This is a genomic window from Methylosinus sp. H3A (assembly GCF_015709455.1).
GTDB lineage: Bacteria > Pseudomonadota > Alphaproteobacteria > Rhizobiales > Beijerinckiaceae > Methylosinus.
Genome location: NZ_JADNQW010000005.1, coordinates 359,344 through 375,347 on the forward strand (window position 1 = coordinate 359,344; position 16,004 = coordinate 375,347).

Annotated in this window: 14 protein-coding genes; 8 read left to right on the forward strand and 6 right to left on the reverse strand. The window is 65.4% G+C overall.

The features are described 5' to 3' along the window. Positions 1-205: 205 nt before the first annotated feature. The 4 genes from IY145_RS04740 to IY145_RS04755 all read left to right on the forward strand — a co-directional run bounded on the left by IY145_RS04740 (position 206) and on the right by IY145_RS04755 (position 5,215). Positions 206-2,314 (forward strand): PHA/PHB synthase family protein, encoded by a 2,109-nt coding sequence (locus IY145_RS04740; protein ID WP_409455294.1) that lies wholly within the window; start codon positions 206-208, stop codon positions 2,312-2,314. 140 nt (positions 2,315-2,454) lie between these two features. After that, on the forward strand, positions 2,455-3,639 hold the full coding sequence (locus IY145_RS04745; protein ID WP_312030555.1) for an ATP-binding protein: 1,185 nt from the start codon (positions 2,455-2,457) through the stop codon (positions 3,637-3,639). A gap of 141 nt (positions 3,640-3,780) precedes the next feature. After that, positions 3,781-4,041 (forward strand): zinc-finger domain-containing protein, encoded by a 261-nt coding sequence (locus tag IY145_RS04750; RefSeq protein WP_196407154.1) that lies wholly within the window; start codon positions 3,781-3,783, stop codon positions 4,039-4,041. Positions 4,042-4,051: 10 nt separating this feature from the next. After that, positions 4,052-5,215, forward strand: a complete 1,164-nt coding sequence (locus IY145_RS04755; RefSeq protein ID WP_196407155.1) for an FAD-dependent monooxygenase — start codon at positions 4,052-4,054, stop codon at positions 5,213-5,215. Here IY145_RS04755 and IY145_RS04760 read toward each other — a convergent pair. Continuing rightward, entirely contained in the window at positions 5,206-5,799 is a 594-nt protein-coding gene (locus IY145_RS04760) for a TMEM175 family protein (protein WP_196407156.1), read from the reverse strand. The genes IY145_RS04755 and IY145_RS04760 overlap by 10 nt on opposite strands. A gap of 138 nt (positions 5,800-5,937) precedes the next feature. Here IY145_RS04760 and IY145_RS04765 point away from each other — a divergent pair, with 138 nt between their 5' ends. Then, on the forward strand, positions 5,938-6,777 hold the full coding sequence (locus IY145_RS04765; protein ID WP_246721776.1) for a MipA/OmpV family protein: 840 nt from the start codon (positions 5,938-5,940) through the stop codon (positions 6,775-6,777). A 63-nt stretch (positions 6,778-6,840) separates the two neighbouring features. Then, the gene (locus IY145_RS04770; RefSeq protein ID WP_196407157.1) at positions 6,841-7,209 is read left to right on the forward strand and encodes a hypothetical protein; all 369 of its coding nucleotides are present in this window, start codon (positions 6,841-6,843) and stop codon (positions 7,207-7,209) included. A 522-nt stretch (positions 7,210-7,731) separates the two neighbouring features. Here the strand turns inward: IY145_RS04770 and IY145_RS04775 are convergent. The 3 genes from IY145_RS04775 to hppD all read right to left on the reverse strand — a co-directional run bounded on the left by IY145_RS04775 (position 7,732) and on the right by hppD (position 11,256). Beyond that, positions 7,732-8,739 (reverse strand): fumarylacetoacetate hydrolase family protein, encoded by a 1,008-nt coding sequence (locus tag IY145_RS04775; protein WP_196407158.1) that lies wholly within the window; start codon positions 8,737-8,739, stop codon positions 7,732-7,734. A gap of 105 nt (positions 8,740-8,844) precedes the next feature. Further along, complete coding sequence (gene hmgA, locus IY145_RS04780; RefSeq protein WP_196407159.1) at positions 8,845-10,143, reverse strand: homogentisate 1,2-dioxygenase; 1,299 nt, start codon at positions 10,141-10,143, stop codon at positions 8,845-8,847. A gap of 3 nt (positions 10,144-10,146) precedes the next feature. Beyond that, the gene (gene hppD, locus IY145_RS04785) at positions 10,147-11,256 is read right to left on the reverse strand and encodes a 4-hydroxyphenylpyruvate dioxygenase (protein WP_246721778.1); all 1,110 of its coding nucleotides are present in this window, start codon (positions 11,254-11,256) and stop codon (positions 10,147-10,149) included. An 89-nt stretch (positions 11,257-11,345) separates the two neighbouring features. Between hppD and maiA the strand changes: the two genes are divergently transcribed. Then, positions 11,346-11,978: a maleylacetoacetate isomerase gene (gene maiA / locus IY145_RS04790; protein ID WP_196407160.1), complete on the forward strand. Its 633-nt coding sequence runs from the start codon at positions 11,346-11,348 to the stop codon at positions 11,976-11,978. Between the two features lie 303 nt (positions 11,979-12,281). Further along, positions 12,282-12,941, forward strand: a complete 660-nt coding sequence (locus IY145_RS04795; protein ID WP_196407161.1) for a peroxiredoxin — start codon at positions 12,282-12,284, stop codon at positions 12,939-12,941. 84 nt (positions 12,942-13,025) lie between these two features. On the opposite strand, the gene IY145_RS04800 is transcribed toward IY145_RS04795, so the two are convergent. Next, the gene (locus tag IY145_RS04800) at positions 13,026-13,703 is read right to left on the reverse strand and encodes a hypothetical protein (RefSeq protein ID WP_246721780.1); all 678 of its coding nucleotides are present in this window, start codon (positions 13,701-13,703) and stop codon (positions 13,026-13,028) included. An 11-nt stretch (positions 13,704-13,714) separates the two neighbouring features. Then, on the reverse strand, positions 13,715-15,946 hold the full coding sequence (locus IY145_RS04805) for a CHASE2 domain-containing protein (RefSeq protein ID WP_196407163.1): 2,232 nt from the start codon (positions 15,944-15,946) through the stop codon (positions 13,715-13,717). Positions 15,947-16,004: the final 58 nt, after the last annotated feature.

Below are 16,004 nucleotides of genomic sequence, written 5' to 3' on the forward strand. Positions count from 1 at the left end.
GGGGAGACGGTTTCCGAACCTTCGCGGGATATGCTCTAAGGAAGCGACGAGGCCGGCGGCCGGGGAGCCGCCGAGGACAGGACAGCCCATGACCGCACAACGCCGTTCGCCTGCCGGAGCCAAACGGCGGCCCCCGCTTCGCGCGGCGGCCGAGCCCCCAGCCGAGGCGCCGAAGGGGCCCGCCGCCGCGGCCGGCGAGCGGAGCGTGAAGCTCGCGCCCCAGAGCAATGGCGCAGCGAAAAAGATCGCGAGCCCCGTCGTCGAATCGCGAGCGGCGAAAGCCGCGACGAAGAAGAAGCCGCAAAAGCCCGTCCCGGCGAAAGCCGCGCCGGCTCCGCATCCCGCGGAGGCGACGGGCGACGCGTTGCGTCGCGACGCGCTCGACGCCGCAGCCGCGCTGCTGACGAGCGCCGTGGAAGAATTGACCGAGGAGCAGCGCCGTCTGCTCGTCGGCCGCCTGCTGCGCCATGCGCAGGAGCCGGAGCCCGAGCCTGCGGAGCCCGCCCCGCGGCCGAGGCGGCCGGCCCCCGCGCCGGCCGCGCCGAACGGCCATGACATAGAGATTTTCGCCGAAAATCTGGCGCGACTGGTGGATCAAGGACGCAAGGCGCTCGCCGCGGCGATCGGCGGCATGGAGCCGGGCGACACACGCAGCGAGCTCGCCAGCAATGTCGCCGACGCCGCCAAGACGCTCGGCGTCGTCGCCGAGCGCTGGATAGCCAAGCCCGAGCAGGCCTACGCCGCCCAGGCGACGCTCATCTCCGGCCTCACCGACATTTGGAGCCAGACGCTGCGCCGCTTCTCCGGCGAGGATGCGCCGCCGATCGTCCCGCCGGACCCGAACGACAAGCGCTTCGCCGCGCCGGAATGGCGTGACAATCCCTTCTTCGACTGGCTGCGCCAATCCTATGCGCTGACCTCGCGCTGGGCCGGCGAGACGGTGGAGAGCACGGAAGGGCTCGACCCGCAGGTGAAGGCCAAGGCCGGCTTCTATACGCGGCTCATCGCCAGCGCGCTGTCGCCCTCCAATTTCGTCGCCACCAATCCCGAGCTGCTCCGCGCCACGCTGGACGCGCGCGGCGAAAATCTCGTGCGCGGCATGAAAATGCTGACCGAGGATCTTTCCGCCGGCCATGGCATGTTGAAGCTGCGCCAGAGCGACGAGAGCAAATTCGAGCTCGGCGTCGACATGGCCACGACGCCCGGCAAGGTGGTCTATCGCACGCAGGTGATGGAGCTCATCCAATATGCGCCGTCGACCGAGACGGTCTATGAGCGCCCGCTGTTGATCGTGCCGCCCTGGATCAATAAATTCTACGTGCTCGATCTCAATCGCGAGAAGAGCTTCGTGCGCTGGGCGACGGCGCAGGGCCTCACCGTCTTCGTCATATCCTGGGTCAATCCGGACGAGAGCCAGGCCGAGAAGGGCTTCGACGCCTATATGAAGGAGGGCGTGCTCGCCGCGCTGGACGCCGTGCAGAAAGCGACCGGCGCGGAGAAGGTCGCCGCGGCCGGCTATTGCGTCGGCGGCACGATGCTCGCCGCCACGCTCGCCTATATGGCCGAGAAGGGCGACGACCGCATCGACAGCGTGACCTTTCTGGCGACGCAGGTGGATTTCACCGACGCCGGCGACATGCAGGTGTTCATCGACGAGGCGCGCCTCGCCGCGCTCGACGAAGCCATGTCGCGCACCGGCTATCTCGAAGGCGTCAAAATGGCGACGACCTTCAATCTTCTGCGTCCGAACGAATTATTCTGGACCTATTTCGTCAACAACTACATGAAGGGCGTCGAGCCTGCGGCTTTCGATCTCCTCACCTGGAACTCGGATTGCACGCGCATCCCGCGCGCCAATCATCTCTTCTATCTGCGCTATTGCTACATAGAGAATGCGCTGTCGCAGGGCCGCATGGTGATCGACGGCGTCACGCTCAATCTGCGCAAGGTGAAGATTCCGATCTATGAGCTGGCGGCGAAGGAAGATCACATCGCGCCGGCGCGCTCCGTCTTCACCGGCGCGAAATATTTCGGCGGCGAGGTGCGCTATGTGCTCGCCGGAGCGGGCCATATAGCCGGCGTCGTCAATCCGCCGGCCAAGACCAAATATCAATATTGGACCGGCGGCCCGCCGGTCGGCGTCTATGAGGATTGGGCCAAGACCGCCCATGAGACCAAGGGCTCCTGGTGGGGCGACTGGCTCGCCTGGCTCACCGCCCAGGCTCCGAAGCGCGTGCCGGCGCGCATCCCCGGCGGCGGGAAACTGAAGCCGCTCTGCGACGCGCCGGGGGAATATGTGCGCGTGCGGGGGTGAGGAACGGGTCGTTCCTCGACCTTTGCCGTAATGGCGCATCTAGCGCGTCACAGCGAGCCTCCAGCGCTGCTTGATATCAAAGTTATCCGAGTATATGATTTTTTCGCTATAAATAGCTAAGGTCGCTCGAATTGGACATTGTGCGCAATCCATATGCGCCCGGCGCTGGAACCCCGCCGCCAGAATTGGCCGGGCGATCATCGCTCATCGAGGACGCCACCAACGCGATCAAGCGCATCGCGGCCGGACGTCCGGCACAAAGCTTGATAATGGTCGGGCTACGGGGCGTTGGCAAAACAGTTCTGTTGAACAGAATCGAAGAAATCGCCTCCGATATAGGCTGCAAGTCGGCTTTCATAGAAGCCCACGAAGGCAAGAGCCTTCCCGAGCTGCTCGCACCGAAATTACGATCTATTCTCTATTCGTTGAGCAAGGTGGAGAGCGCGCAAGAAATGGCGCGCCGTAGCCTGCGCGGCCTGAAGGGCTTCTTGAACGGATTGAAAGTCACGATAAACGACGTCGACTTCGGTCTCAGCATCGAGCCGGAAAAGGGCGTCGCCGATAGCGGCAACATCGAAGCGGACCTGCCTGAATTGATCGCAATGGTCGGCGAGGCGGCGAAAGCAGCGTCGACGCCGATCGCTCTGATCATCGACGAATTGCAGTACCTATCTGAAGACGAATTCAGCGCGTTGATTATGTCTATCCATAAGACGAATCAAAAGAGCCTGCCGATCGTGATGATCGGAGCCGGGCTCCCCCAGATCAGGGCGCTCGCGGGAAACTCGAAATCCTATTCCGAACGGCTGTTTCGGTTTCCCGACATAGGCGCTCTGAAAAGTCAGGACGCCATCAACGCCCTCCAAGTTCCCGCAAAAGCCGAAGGAGCCTCGTTCACCGACGAGGCTATCGCTCATATTCTGAAAGTAACCGAGAGATACCCGTATTTTCTACAGCAATGGGCATATACGGCTTGGAACCTGTCGGACACAGAGCAGATCGACGCGGAGACAGCGAGAGCCGCCGATGTTCCCGCCATCGACGAGCTCGACAAGAGCTTTTTCCAAATGCGGCTGGAGAGATGCAACCCGTCGGAAAAGAGATATATGAAAGCGCTTGCCGAGCTCGGAGCTGGCAAGCAACGCTCGGGCGAGATCGCAGACATGCTCGGCGTGAAAGTACAGTCCGTCGCGCCGACCCGAAGCGCATTGATAAAAAAGGGGATGATCTACTCGCCATCGCATGGCGACACAGAATTTACGGTGCCGCTTTTCGATCAATACATGCATAGAGCAATTCCGGAGTTCAAAGTCGACTACGAATAGCAGGCGCGTGACCGAGTTTTGCGGCGTGCTCGACGCTCGTTCGCCCGGCCCCCTCCCCGCGACCTTCCTCCCCCTACCCAAAACCGCGCGGCTCCAATATAGCTTCGCCCAGCCAACCGACCGCTTAGGGGACTTCCCGCTATGTCGCACGACTCCACTCCGCATTTCCACAATCAGCCGGGCGTCGCCAAGATCAAGGTCGGCTCCAAGGAATTCATGTGCATCGGCGCGTTGCCGCCCTTCGACCATCCGCATGTCTTCATCGACATGGGCGCGGCGGACGAGGCGGTCTGCCCCTATTGCTCGACGCATTATGTCTTCGACGCGAGCCTCGGCCATGGCGCGGCCGATCCGGCCGAATGCGTCTATCATTCCGAGACCGTCCTCGATCCGACCGCCTGACGCCGCGCGAATGGGCGCCCCCTTCGTCGTCGTCGGCGCCGGCATAGGCGGGCTCGCCGCGTCGATCGCGCTGGCGCGCGCCGGCAAGCGGACGCTCGTTCTGGAGCGCGCCGAGCGAATCGAGGAGGTCGGCGCCGGCCTGCAGATTTCGCCCAACGCCGGCCGCATCCTGCAGGATTTCGGCATGCGGGCCGCGCTCGACGCCGTCGCGGTCGAGCCTCGCGCCCTGAATATAAGGCGCGCCGCCGATGGCGCCGTTCTGGCGCGCCTGCCACTCGCCGAGGCGCGCGACCGCTGGGGCGCGCCCTTCCGCGTCTTCCATCGCGCCGATCTACAGAAGGCGCTGCTCGACGAGGCGCTACGCCTCGGCGTCGAGACGCGCGCCGCCGCGCGCTGCGACGGCTTTGCGCAGGACGCGGGCGGCGTGCGGCTGACTGTGGGCGACGAGACTGTGGAGGCCGCGGCGCTGATCGGCGCCGACGGGCTGCGCTCGACGATTCGCGATGCGCTCGGTCTGGTGGCGGCGGACGCGCCCCGCCCCGTGGGGCTCACGGCCTGGCGGACGCTGATCCCGATCGACGCCGCGCCCGCCGCTCTGCGCGAGCGGGAGACTCACATCTGGCTCGGGCCGGGCGGCCATATCGTCCATTATCCGCTGCGCGACGCTAGAATCGTCAGCGCCGTCGCCATTCTCGAGGATCGCGCGGATCGCGGCCCTGCCGCCGATATCCGCACCGGCGAGGAGCTCGTTCGCGCCATGGGGTTCGCGCGCTGGAGCCGCGATCTGCGCGGCCTGCTCGAGGCCGGCGGCGAGTGGCGACGCTGGCCGCTCTACGCCCGGCCGGAGCTCACGCGCTGGGGCCGCGGCCGCGTGGCGCTGCTCGGCGACGCGGCGCATCCCATGGTTCCCTTTCTCGCCCAGGGCGCGGCGCAGGCGATCGAGGACGCCGCCGCCCTCGGCCGCGCCTTCGCGGACGGACGCGCGGAGATCGAAACGGCGCTCGACGCCTATCAGTCCACGCGCGTCGAGCGGGCGATTCGCATTCAGCGCGCCTCGCGGCGTCAGGGCGCCAATTGCCATTACGCCGGGCCGATGGCCGCGCTGCGCGACATCGGCGTGCGACTCATGGGCGGGGAGGGCGTTCTTTCCCGCAACGCCTGGATTTATCGCTGATCCGGCGCGCCGGCGACGATTTTCTCTATGCGCGGATCGGGCGCGAACCACATGATCGCGACCGCCACATAGAGTCCGAGCGCCAGCAGCGGCGAGACGAAATAGCCCGCCGCTATGGCGCAGAGATAGACCGCGATCGACGCCCTGCCCTTCACATCGCGGCCGACCGCGCCGGCGAGCGTCGAAGCCGGGCCGTCCGCCCGCAAAATCGCCGCGGTCAGCAGATTATATGCGATCGCCGGCATGAGCAGCGCGGCGCCGTAGAGAATCGTCGGCGCGCTGGCGAAATCATTGTCGGCCATCCAGGCGGTGGCGAAGGGAATGAGCGACAGCCAGAACAAGAGATGCATGTTCGCCCACAGCACGGTCCCGTCCACCCGCGAGACGGCGTAGAGCAGATGATGATGATTGTTCCAATAGATGGCGACATAGACGAAGCTCAGCGCATAGCTGGCGAAAGTCGCAGCGAGAGGCGCGAGCGCCGACCATTGCGCGCTGTGCGGCGCTTTCAGCTCGAGCACCATTATGGTCACGATGATCGCGACGACGCCGTCGCTGAAAGCCGCGAGCCTGTCCTTCTCCATCGTTTCGCTCCCCTCGCGCCCGCCTCCGGGAGTGGACGCATCGCGGCGAAAAAAAGGCCGCGCCCCCACGGACTTGGCGCCTATGTCCGCCGGCTGATAATGATGACGAATTGGTTACGCTGCAACGAGGGTCCGCCCATGCCTCTCGCCCGCGCCGCGATGATCGGCTTTTTCGCCTGCGCCGGCCTTGCCGTCGCAGCGCCGTCGGCACGCGCGGAAGATGCGCCGACGCCGGCTCCCCTCCCTACTTTCGCCGCCGCGGAAGAGGGTTGGATCGTGACGATTCGCGCCATCGGCGCGCTCACCCCGAGCTTTCCGGGCTCGGGCACGCTGCGTCCCTACCCGTTTCCGTCGATCAGCTTCCGGCGCATCGGCGAGGCCGAGCTGTTCTCGGCGCCGGACGACGGATTCGGTTTCGCGCTCATCGACTCCAACGGCTTTCGCGCCGGCCCGGTGGCCAATTTCGTGTTCAAGCGCGGCCAGCGCGACGGTCTCTACGGCCTGCACACCGTCGAGCTCACTCATGAGATCGGCGGCTTCGCCGAATATCAGGGCGAGCATTTCCGCACGCGCGCGGAGCTGCGGCAGGGCATAGACGGTCACAAGGGCTTCGTCGCCTCGCTGGGGGCGGATGTCTATGGCGGCGACGGCCGCGCGACCTTGTCCTTCGGACCGCGCCTCAGCCTCGGCGACAATCGATACGCCAACGCCTATTTCTCCGTGTCGCCATTCGAGGCTCTGGTCAATGGGCGCATCGAGCCCTATGAGGCCAATGGCGGTTTCACGGCGGCCGGCGGCCTCGCCACCTTCCGCTACGACTTCACCAAGGACACCAACGCCACCATTTACGGCGGCCTGCAGCGGCTGACGGGCAGCGTCGGCTCGAGCCCGATCCCCAATGATATCGGCTCGCGCAATCAATTCACCGCCGGCCTCTCGATCGCGCGCTCTTTCGAGCTGCGCGGGTTCGGCTGGTGAAGCGCCGCCAGTGCGCGCGGCGCTTCTTGACTCTCGCTACGATGAGTGCAAGTCTCGCTCACCATGGCCGATAGATTACGCTCGATCTTCTTCCGGCGACTGGCGCTGGGGCTCTATACGCTGACGATCATCGTCGGCGCGCTGGGCTTCGCGTCGCATCGCGGCCACGGCGGGGCGGGCGTCAGCGTCTTCGAGGATCGCGCCGCCTTCTGCCAGGATTTCCAAAAGGCCCATAGCGTGCCCAAGACGCCCTTCGTCGTCTGCTGCGACGCATGTGTCTCCAGCGCGCCGCCGACCCTCCCGGCGGTCATTACGCATATTATTTATCGTTTCGAGATTTCCACGCGTTTCGATTTCGCCTCTCGCCTCGGTCGGGATCTCGATGAGAGCCCGGACAATCTCCGCTCGAGAGCGCCGCCCTCCTTCGTCTGATACGTCGATGCGGCCCTCCCGGGCGCAATGCGCCCGGCTTGTTTCCTAAAGCAGCTTCCTCGCTTCGTTCTGCGTTCTCTCGCGCGGGCGTCGCATAGGCCACAGGAACAAGAAGCACGAATCGTCGCCCTCTTCTCCCGAGAGAAGCGACGATTCCAGCGGACTTCCGCGAGCGCTCGCCGTCTCAGATGGCGGACCCCGCAGTTGCGTCACCCCATGTCTCATCCTCGACGCGCCTTTCCCCGAGGCGTGGAATCTCCCCCCGATACGAGGCGGGTCATGGCGACGGAAATGCGGTTCAGAGCCGGTGAGGCTCGCGGAATCTGTCGACCGACTTGCAAGGTGGAGATCGGACCTCCCTCCGATGACTGCGCCTAGTGAGCGAGCGCCGAGCGGACCTCGACGGGTTCATGCCGCCTCGCTCCTCTTGTCGGCCGCCACTGCGCGGCGCTCCCTCTCCCCCGGGGGAGCGCCGCCCTTGGCCCGGCCGCTCCCGATATGTCCCGCAAATTGCTCCGGCGCTCAGCTCGCGACCACCTCCTGCTCGATCGCGCCGAAGATCGAATGGCCCTGCGCATCGCGCATTTCGATCCGAATGCGGTCTCCCGGCTTCAAAAATTGCGTCCGCGCCGCGCCGCCGACGAGACTCTCCACGACGCGCTGCTCGGCGAGACAGGAATAACCGAGCCCACCCTCGGCGATCGGCCGGCCGGGCCCGCCATCCGCTGCGCGATTCGACACAGTGCCGGAGCCGATGATCGAGCCCGCCGCCAGCGCGCGGGTGCGCGCGGCATGGGCGATGAGGCGGCCGAAATCGAAGGTCATGTCGACGCCGGCGTCGGGCCGGCCGAGCGGCGCGTCATTGACGAAGGAGAGCAGCGGCAAAGCGAGCGTCGCGCCGTCGAAGGCGGCGCCGAGCTCGTCCGGCGTTACCGCGACGGGTGAAAAGGCCGAGGCGGGCTTCGATTGAAAAAAGCCGAAACCCTTGGCGAGCTCGCTCGCAGTGAGGCCGCGCAAGGTCACGTCATTGACCAGCATGACGAGGGCGATGCGCTCGCGCGCGGCCTCGGCCCCGACGCGAGCGGGAACGTCGTCGGTGACGACGGCGACCTCCGCCTCGAGATCGAGGCCGAATTTCTCGTCGATGAAGGGGATGGGATCGCGCGGGCCCAAAAATCCGTCCGAGCCGCCCTGATAGATCAGCGGATCGCTCCAGAAGGCGGCCGGCATCTCGGCGCCCCGCGCTTTTCGAACCAGCGCGACGTGATTCACATAGGCCGAGCCGTCGGCCCATTGAAAGGCGCGCGGCAGCGGCGCGGCGCAATCATTCTCGCGAAAGCGAAAGGACGGCAGCCCCCCCGCCTCCAGCCGCTCGGCGAGCGCGGCGAGACGCGGCGCCGCGCGCGGCCAATCATCCAGCGCCGCCTGCAGAGTCGGCGCGATTTCCGCCGCCTCGGTCGCGCGCGTCAAATCCCGCGAGACGACGACGAGCCGTCCGTCACGTCCCTGCTTCAAAGAAGCGAGCTTCATGTCCTCTCCTTTCTTTCCGTGTTTCATTGAAACAGGGAAAGACTCCAGGCTTTTGTATCGACGCGTTTCCAACGCCGAACCGGCGTCCACTTCGGCTGGAAACGCTCAGGGCGCGCCGTCGAAGCGACGGCCGAGCCCGGCCCAGCAATCGGCATAGTCCTTTTGCAATGTCTCGAGCGTCGCGGCATAGCGCGTCGGATGCTGCGGCAACCGCGTCTCCAGCATGAAGGCGAGCGTCCCCTCGAGCTTTTGCGGCGTCAGCGCTTCGGCCGTCGCCTGCTCGAAGCTCTGCGCGTCCGGCCCATGCGGCAGCATGCTATTGTGCAGCGAGACGCCGCCGGGGAGAAAGCCCTCCGGCTTGGCGTCATAGCGCCCGTAGATGAGCCCCATGAATTCGCTCATCACATTCATGTGGAACCAGGGCGGCCGGAAGGTGTGCTCGGCGACGAGCCAGCGCTCGGGAAAAATCAGAAAATCGATATTGGCCGTCCCCTCCCGCTCCGAGGGCGCCGTCAGCACGCAGAAGATCGACGGATCGGGATGATCGAAGAGCAGCGCGCCCACCGGCGCGAAGCGCGCGAGATCATATTTGTAGGGCGCGTAATTGCCGTGCCAGGCGACGACGTCGAGCGGCGAGTGATCGAGCCCGCAGATGAAGAATTTGCCGCCCCATTTCACCGTGAGCCGGCACGGCCGCTCCGCATCCTCGAAAGCGGCGACCGGCGTCTCGAAATCGCGGGCGTTGGCGAGACAATTGGCGCCGATGGGCCCGCGGTTCGGCAGAGTGAAAGGCGCGCCGTAATTCTCGCAGAGATAGCCGCGCGCCTGCCCCTGTACGAGCTCCGCCTTGAATTTCACGCCGCGCGGAATGACGCCGATCTCGCCGGGGGCGACCTCCATCGCGCCGAATTCCGTGACGAAGCGCAGCGCGCCCTCTTGCGGGACGAGCAGCAATTCGCCGTCCGCGTCATAGAAATAATCGTCGGTCATGGAGCGCGTGACGAAATAGAGCCCCGCCGCCATGCCACTCTGCGCGTCGACGTCGCCCGCGGTCGTCATCACGCGCAGGCCGGCGAGAAAAGTGAGCGCGCCATAGGGCATGGGCGGCGGGCCCCAGCGATAGCGGCCGAACGGCAGATCATGCTCGTCGCGCGCCGGCGCGCTTTTCCACAAGGGAAGATCGAGCCGCTCGAACCGCCCGACGTGACGCACGGACGGGCGAATGCGATAGAGCCAGCTGCGCGCATTGGCGCCGCGCGGCGCGGTGAAGGGCGAGCCCGACAATTGCTCCGCATAGAGCTTGTAAGGGCAATGCTGCGGCGAATTCTGCCCGACGGGCAGAGCGCCGGGCAGCGCCTCGCTGGCGAATTCATTGCCGAAGCCGGACATATAGCGGAGAGTCATGGCTCACGCTCCCGCGCGCAGCACGCCGCGCTTCACCTGATCGTCCTCGATCGACTGAAACAAAGCGCGGAAATTGCCTTCGCCGAATCCCTCGTCGCCCTTGCGCTCGATGAACTCGAAGAAGATCGGCCCGATCACCGTCTTGGAAAAAATCTGCAACAGCAGCTTGTGGCCCTCGCCGTCGATCAATATTCCGAGCTCGCGCAAGCGCTCGAGCTTCTCGCCATGCCCTGGAAGCCGCTCCTCGACGCGCGCGTAATAAGACTCCGGCGGCGCCGGCATGAATTGCAGACCCCGCGCCCGCAAGGCCGAGACCGTGCGATAAATATCGTCGCAAGCACAGGCGACATGCTGAATGCCTTCTCCCCGATAAGCGACGAGATATTCCTCGATCTGACTCTTGTCGTCGACGCTCTCGTTGATCGGAATTCGTATCTTCCCGCATGGGCTCGTCATCGCGCGCGAATGCAGGCCGGTGAGCTTTCCCTCTATGTCGAAATAACGAATCTGCCGGAAGGAAAAGAAGCGCTCGTACCACTCCGCCCATTCGTCCATATGGCCGCGATAGACATTATGCGTGAGGTGATCGATCACGGTGAGGCCGACGCCTTCTGGGCGCGGATCGCATGCGCCGGTCCAGCGAAAATCGACATCCCAGATCGAGCCGCGCTCGCCATAGCGATCGACGAGATAGACGAGCGCGCCGCCGACTCCGACGAGCGCCGGAATCTTCAATTCCATAGGCCCGATCTTGGTTTCCGCCGCGCTCGCGCCCAAGGCGAGCGCGCGCTCGAAAGCGAAGCGCGCATCCGTGACGCGAAAGCCCATGGCGCAGGCGCAAGGCCCATGCGCGCGCGCGAAAGCGGCGGCGAAGCTGTCCGGCTCGGCGTTGAGGACGTAATTCACATCGCCCTGTCGATAGAGCGTCACATTCTTGGAGCGATGGCGCGCGACGGCGACGAAGCCCATCTCTTCGAGCAGAGCCGCGAGCTTTGCTGGCTCGAGATGCGCGAATTCGACGAATTCGAAACCATCCGTCCCCATCGGATTTGCAGCGGCCTGCGGATTTTCGCCGATCTGCGGATTTTCAGCGGTCTGCGGAGAAGGCGACATTTCGGCCTCCTTGCGATTCGAGCTCGCCTTCAACATATTGCGTCCGGCCGCCGATTGAAGGGCCGGCGGGCGGCCGGGAGGCGCCTCGCGTGAAGCTCTATGATTATTTTCGTTCGTCGGCGGCCTATCGCGTGCGGATCGCGATCGAGCTGAAGGGTTTGGCCGTAGAGCGCATTCCCATCCATCTCGCGCGCGGCGAGCAGCGCCGGCCCGATTATCTTTCGAAAAATCCGCAAGGCCTCGCGCCTGCGCTCCAGCTCGACGACGGAACCATAATCACGCAATCATTGGCGATCATCGATTATCTCGACGCGCTGGCGCCGCAACCGCGGCTGACGCCCGCCGATCCTCTGCTCGCGGCGAAGGTGCGCGGCGTCGCGCTCGCCATCGCCTGCGACATTCATCCGCTCAACAATCGCCGCGTGCTCGACTATTTGCGCGAGCGGCTCGGACAGGACGATTCCGGCGTCGACGACTGGGTCCATCATTGGGTGCTGAAGGGCGGGCTCGAGGCGGTGGAGCAACTCGTCGAGCCCGGCCCCTTCTGCTTCGGCGCGCAGCCGACGCTCGCCGATGTCTGTCTCGTGCCGCAGCTCTTCGCCGCGCGGCGCTTCTCGACGCCGCTCGACGCGCTGCCGAAGCTACGCGCCGTGGAGGCGCATTGCCTCGCTCATCCCGCCTTCGCCGCGGCCGAGCCGTCGCGACAGGGCGACGCCGAATGACGACATGCGACTCGACGCTTTTGTCGTGGTCGCGACAAGGATGAAAGCGAGACGAAAAGAAATAAGTTCTTTTACATCGCTATCACTCGACGAGTTCCTTCTCTACCTCGAGCGCATCGCAACAGTCTATGCCGCGCCCGTCACATAAAAGAGAAAGTTGCAGCATAGTACAATTGCCGACAAAAATGGCGTTGAAGGAGCATTTGTCTTCGGTATGATTTCTGCACAATGCGGCGCGACCCGCCGCGACTCTCGTGAGCGACGACGCAATAGGGTTCGAGCATCGAGCGAGGAGTAACGCATATGCCGCTCCAAATTGGCGAAGCAGCGCCGGATTTCGAAGCCGACACGACAGAGGGACGCATCAAATTCCATGATTGGATCGGCGACTCTTATGTCGTGCTGTTCTCCCATCCCAAAGACTTCACCCCCGTCTGCACGACAGAGCTCGGCTATCTCGCGAAAGTGAAGGCCGAATTCGACAAGCGCGGAACCAAGGTCATCGGGCTCAGCGTCGACAAGGTCGACAATCACGCCGCCTGGGCCAAGGACATAGAAGAAACCCAAGGCGCGGCGCCGAATTATCCCGTCATCGGCGACGCCGATCTGAACGTCTCCAAGCTCTATGGCATGCTGCCGGCGGCCGCCTCCGGCGACGCCTCGACGCGCACCCCGGCCGATAATCTGACCGTCCGCAATGTGTTCATCATCGGCCCGGACAAGAAGATCAAGCTCGTCATCGCCTATCCGATGACGACAGGCCGCAATTTCGACGAGGTCATTCGCGTGCTGGATTCGATCCAGCTCACGGCGAAGCATCGCGTCGCGACGCCGGTGAATTGGAAGCAGGGCGACGACGTCATCATCGCCGGCTCGGTTTCCGACGATGAAGCGAAGACGATCTATCCAGAAGGCTGGAAGGCGCCCAAGCCCTATCTGCGCATCGTGCCGCAGCCGAAGTGACGCGGCGCCGTCACCCGACTCGAAGTGAAAAAGCGATCCGGGTTCCGGATCGCTTTTTTGCTTGCGCCGAAAAGAACAGCGGCGTCAGCGCCCAGCGGCGCGCAGCCCCGCTATGCAGCGCGCGAGATTGACGCGCGCGGAGGCGTCCCATGCCGAGCGCGTCTCCGCGCGACGAAACACCGGCGCATCGCCTCTCGCGAGCCCTTCCAGCATCTTGGCCTGATTGGCGGCGAATTCGGCCTCCTCGACGCCGACCGACTCCGAGCGAATCTTCTGCGTATTGGCCGCGAAGATTTCCCAAGGCGCGGCGAGCGGGCTCAAATCGAGATCGACGAAAAGATCGAGATCATTGGAAAAACCGGGATAATGCTCGGTGGTCGCGCGCGCGCCGACATGATCGGCCGTCGCCATGACAAGATCCTCGACGGCCTTCGCCTCGTTTCCGTCGAGCAGCGTATGGCGATGGAAAGCGGCGACGCTGTCGCGCACATTCTGCTGGTCGAGACGCGTCTTTCCGTCCGGATCGCGCGCGAGATGGACGGCGTCGTGCCAGAAGATCGCCGCCGCGATCAGATCGGGCCGCGTCGCCAGCCTATCGAAAAGCTCGAGGCCGGCCAGCAGCTCGTCTATATGCGCCCAGCTGTGATAGGCGCGATGCGGCTGGCGATAGGCCGTGTCGAGCGCCTGATAGGCGCCCGGCTCATGCGCCCGCTCGATCCGCCGCCAATAGCGCAGCCTGCGCGCTTCATTTGCGCTTTCCATCGTCGCGCCCGTCATTTGCTGTCCATCTTCCAAATGGGCGCGCCTCCCGCCATGGAGGGTGGAGCCGCCTCGAAAGCCGCGAATCGCTGTTCCATAGCCATATAGCAACCACTCCAATGCGGCTCGACTGTCGTCTTCAGCCTCGCCGCCGCGGCGCGGGCGCGGGTGAAATCCAATTGGTCATGATACCGCATCATCGTCACATGGGCGTCACGCCAGGCGGCGAAGGCCTCGCTCGCCGCGAAGCTCTCGTCTCCCGCGAGCGCGAAGATTCGCGTCGGCGTCGAGCGTCCCACGACGAGCGCTTCGCCGAGATCGAGCCATGCGAATTCCTCGGCGGCGTCACGCAAGGCGCTGGAGGCGAGAATGTCCACGCGAAACCATTTGCACAGTCCTTCGAGCCGCGATGTGAGATTCACCACATCGCCGAGGATCGAATAGTCGAAACGGCGCGTCGACCCCATATTGCCGACGCTGCAAGGCCCGAGATTGAGGCCTATGCCCATCGCCGCCAGGCCGTAAGCGCGCCCCTCGCGCGCCGCATTCGCCGCCCGCTCCGCATTGAAGCGCGCCAGCGCGGCGCGCATGTCGAGCGCGGCGCGGACGGCCTTGCGCGGGTGATCGGCGATGTCGAGCGGCGCATTCCAAAAGGCGACGATGGCGTCGCCGATATATTTGTCGACCGTGCCGTCGCGATCGAGAATGGCGTCGGTCATCGGCGTCAGATAGGCGTTCATGAAATGTGTGAGCTCCTGCGCGCTCATCCCCTCCGAGATGGAGGAGAAATCGCGCAGATCGGAGAACAGCACGGTGAGCTCGCGCGTCTCGCCGCCGAGCACCAGCCGCTCGGGATGCTCGACGAGGCCCTCGACGACGGCGGGCGCGATGAATTTGCCGAAGGCCATATGCACATGGCGCCGCGCCGCTTGGTCTTGACGCCACAGCGCCACCGCGCCGACGCCATAGGCGAGCGCGATCGAGAGGCTGGGAAAAGCGGCGTCGACCAGCAGGCCGGAGCGATCGAAAGCGAGAAACGACACGGCGAATAGAGCGACGATCGAGCCGATCGCGCCGAGCGCCGAGAACAAGGGCGCGACCAGCGGCAGCAGCGCGGCGACGATGACGAAAGCGGCGCCGGCGATGACGAGCTCGAGGCCGCTCGCCCAATCGGGCCGCGACAGCAGCGCGCCGGACAGCAGCGATTCGAGAATTTGCGCATGGATCTCGACGCCGGGAATCGTCGGCTGCAGCGGCGTCGCGCGAATATCGCCGAGGCCGACCGCGGTCGTGCCGATGAAGAGGATGCGCCCCTCTATCTCCTCGCGCGGCGCGCGCCCCTGCAGCGCCGCCGCCGCCGAGAGCGCGCGCTCCGGCGCTTCGGCGCCGTAACGCGGACGAATGTCGGCGCCGGCGCCGACCGCGATCTCGAAGGCGCCCACCTTTACCGCATTGACGCCGGTCTGGCGTCCGAAGGCCGTCTCGCCGCTGGCGTTGGACGAGCGGATGACGATCGTCGAGGCGCCCTGCGCGACGCGCAACGCCTCCAACGCGAGGGAGGGCGTGACGCCGCCGGGCCCGACGCCGAGCAGCGGAATGCGACGCGCGACGCCGTCGCGATCCGGCGCCCAATTGGTCGCGCCGAGCCCGCGCGCCGCCTCGGCGAGCTCGCCGATCGGCGCGACGACGCCGGGAAAATTCGCGAGGAAAGACGCCGGATCGTCGCCGGCGATGGCGACGCCCGCCTTTTGCGGCGGCGCGCGCTTCGAGCCGGCGCCCGAAAGCGTGAGGCCGAGCGCGACCGGCGCCGCCGCGATGGATTGCGCGAACAGCCGATCATTGGGAATGGCGCGGGCCACGGCCGCCGCGATCTCCGCCTTGGCGGGGCCGTCGGGCAATTGCCGCACGAAATGATCGAGGCTCGTCTGATCCGCTTCGGCGAAGACGATATCGAAGGCGATCGCCGCCGCGCCCGCCGCCGCGAGCTTGTCCACGAGCTCGGCGAGCCGGGATCGCGGCCAGGGCCATTGGCCGAAGGCGGAAAGGCTTTCCTCGTCGACCGCCACCACCCGCACCGGAAGGCCGGGATCATAGGGCCGCGGCGCGAGGCGCTGAAACGAATCGAAGACGAAATTGCGCAGATCGTCCAGCGCCGGCGGCTGCAGCCGGCCGATCGCGAGAACGGCCAGAGCGGCGGAGGCCGTCGCGAGGAGATAGGCCGGCCTGCGTCGCCGCGAGCGCTTCAATTACGCCTCCCCTGCGCATCCGCTGCGGGCGAGAGACCCCGGAACCAATTTCTTCGTC

Coding starts and splice junctions, on each gene's coding strand:
- IY145_RS04750 (WP_196407154.1), top strand. CDS start 3,781: ATGTCGCACGACTCCACTCCGCATTTCCACAATCAGCCGGGCGTCGCC.
- IY145_RS04755 (WP_196407155.1), top strand. CDS start 4,052: ATGGGCGCCCCCTTCGTCGTCGTCGGCGCCGGCATAGGCGGGCTCGCC.
- IY145_RS04760 (WP_196407156.1), bottom strand. CDS start 5,799: ATGGAGAAGGACAGGCTCGCGGCTTTCAGCGACGGCGTCGTCGCGATC.
- IY145_RS04765 (WP_246721776.1), top strand. CDS start 5,938: ATGCCTCTCGCCCGCGCCGCGATGATCGGCTTTTTCGCCTGCGCCGGC.
- IY145_RS04770 (WP_196407157.1), top strand. CDS start 6,841: ATGGCCGATAGATTACGCTCGATCTTCTTCCGGCGACTGGCGCTGGGG.
- IY145_RS04775 (WP_196407158.1), bottom strand. CDS start 8,739: ATGAAGCTCGCTTCTTTGAAGCAGGGACGTGACGGACGGCTCGTCGTC.
- hmgA (WP_196407159.1), bottom strand. CDS start 10,143: ATGACTCTCCGCTATATGTCCGGCTTCGGCAATGAATTCGCCAGCGAG.
- hppD (WP_246721778.1), bottom strand. CDS start 11,256: ATGTCGCCTTCTCCGCAGACCGCTGAAAATCCGCAGATCGGCGAAAAT.
- IY145_RS04795 (WP_196407161.1), top strand. CDS start 12,282: ATGCCGCTCCAAATTGGCGAAGCAGCGCCGGATTTCGAAGCCGACACG.
- IY145_RS04800 (WP_246721780.1), bottom strand. CDS start 13,703: ATGGAAAGCGCAAATGAAGCGCGCAGGCTGCGCTATTGGCGGCGGATC.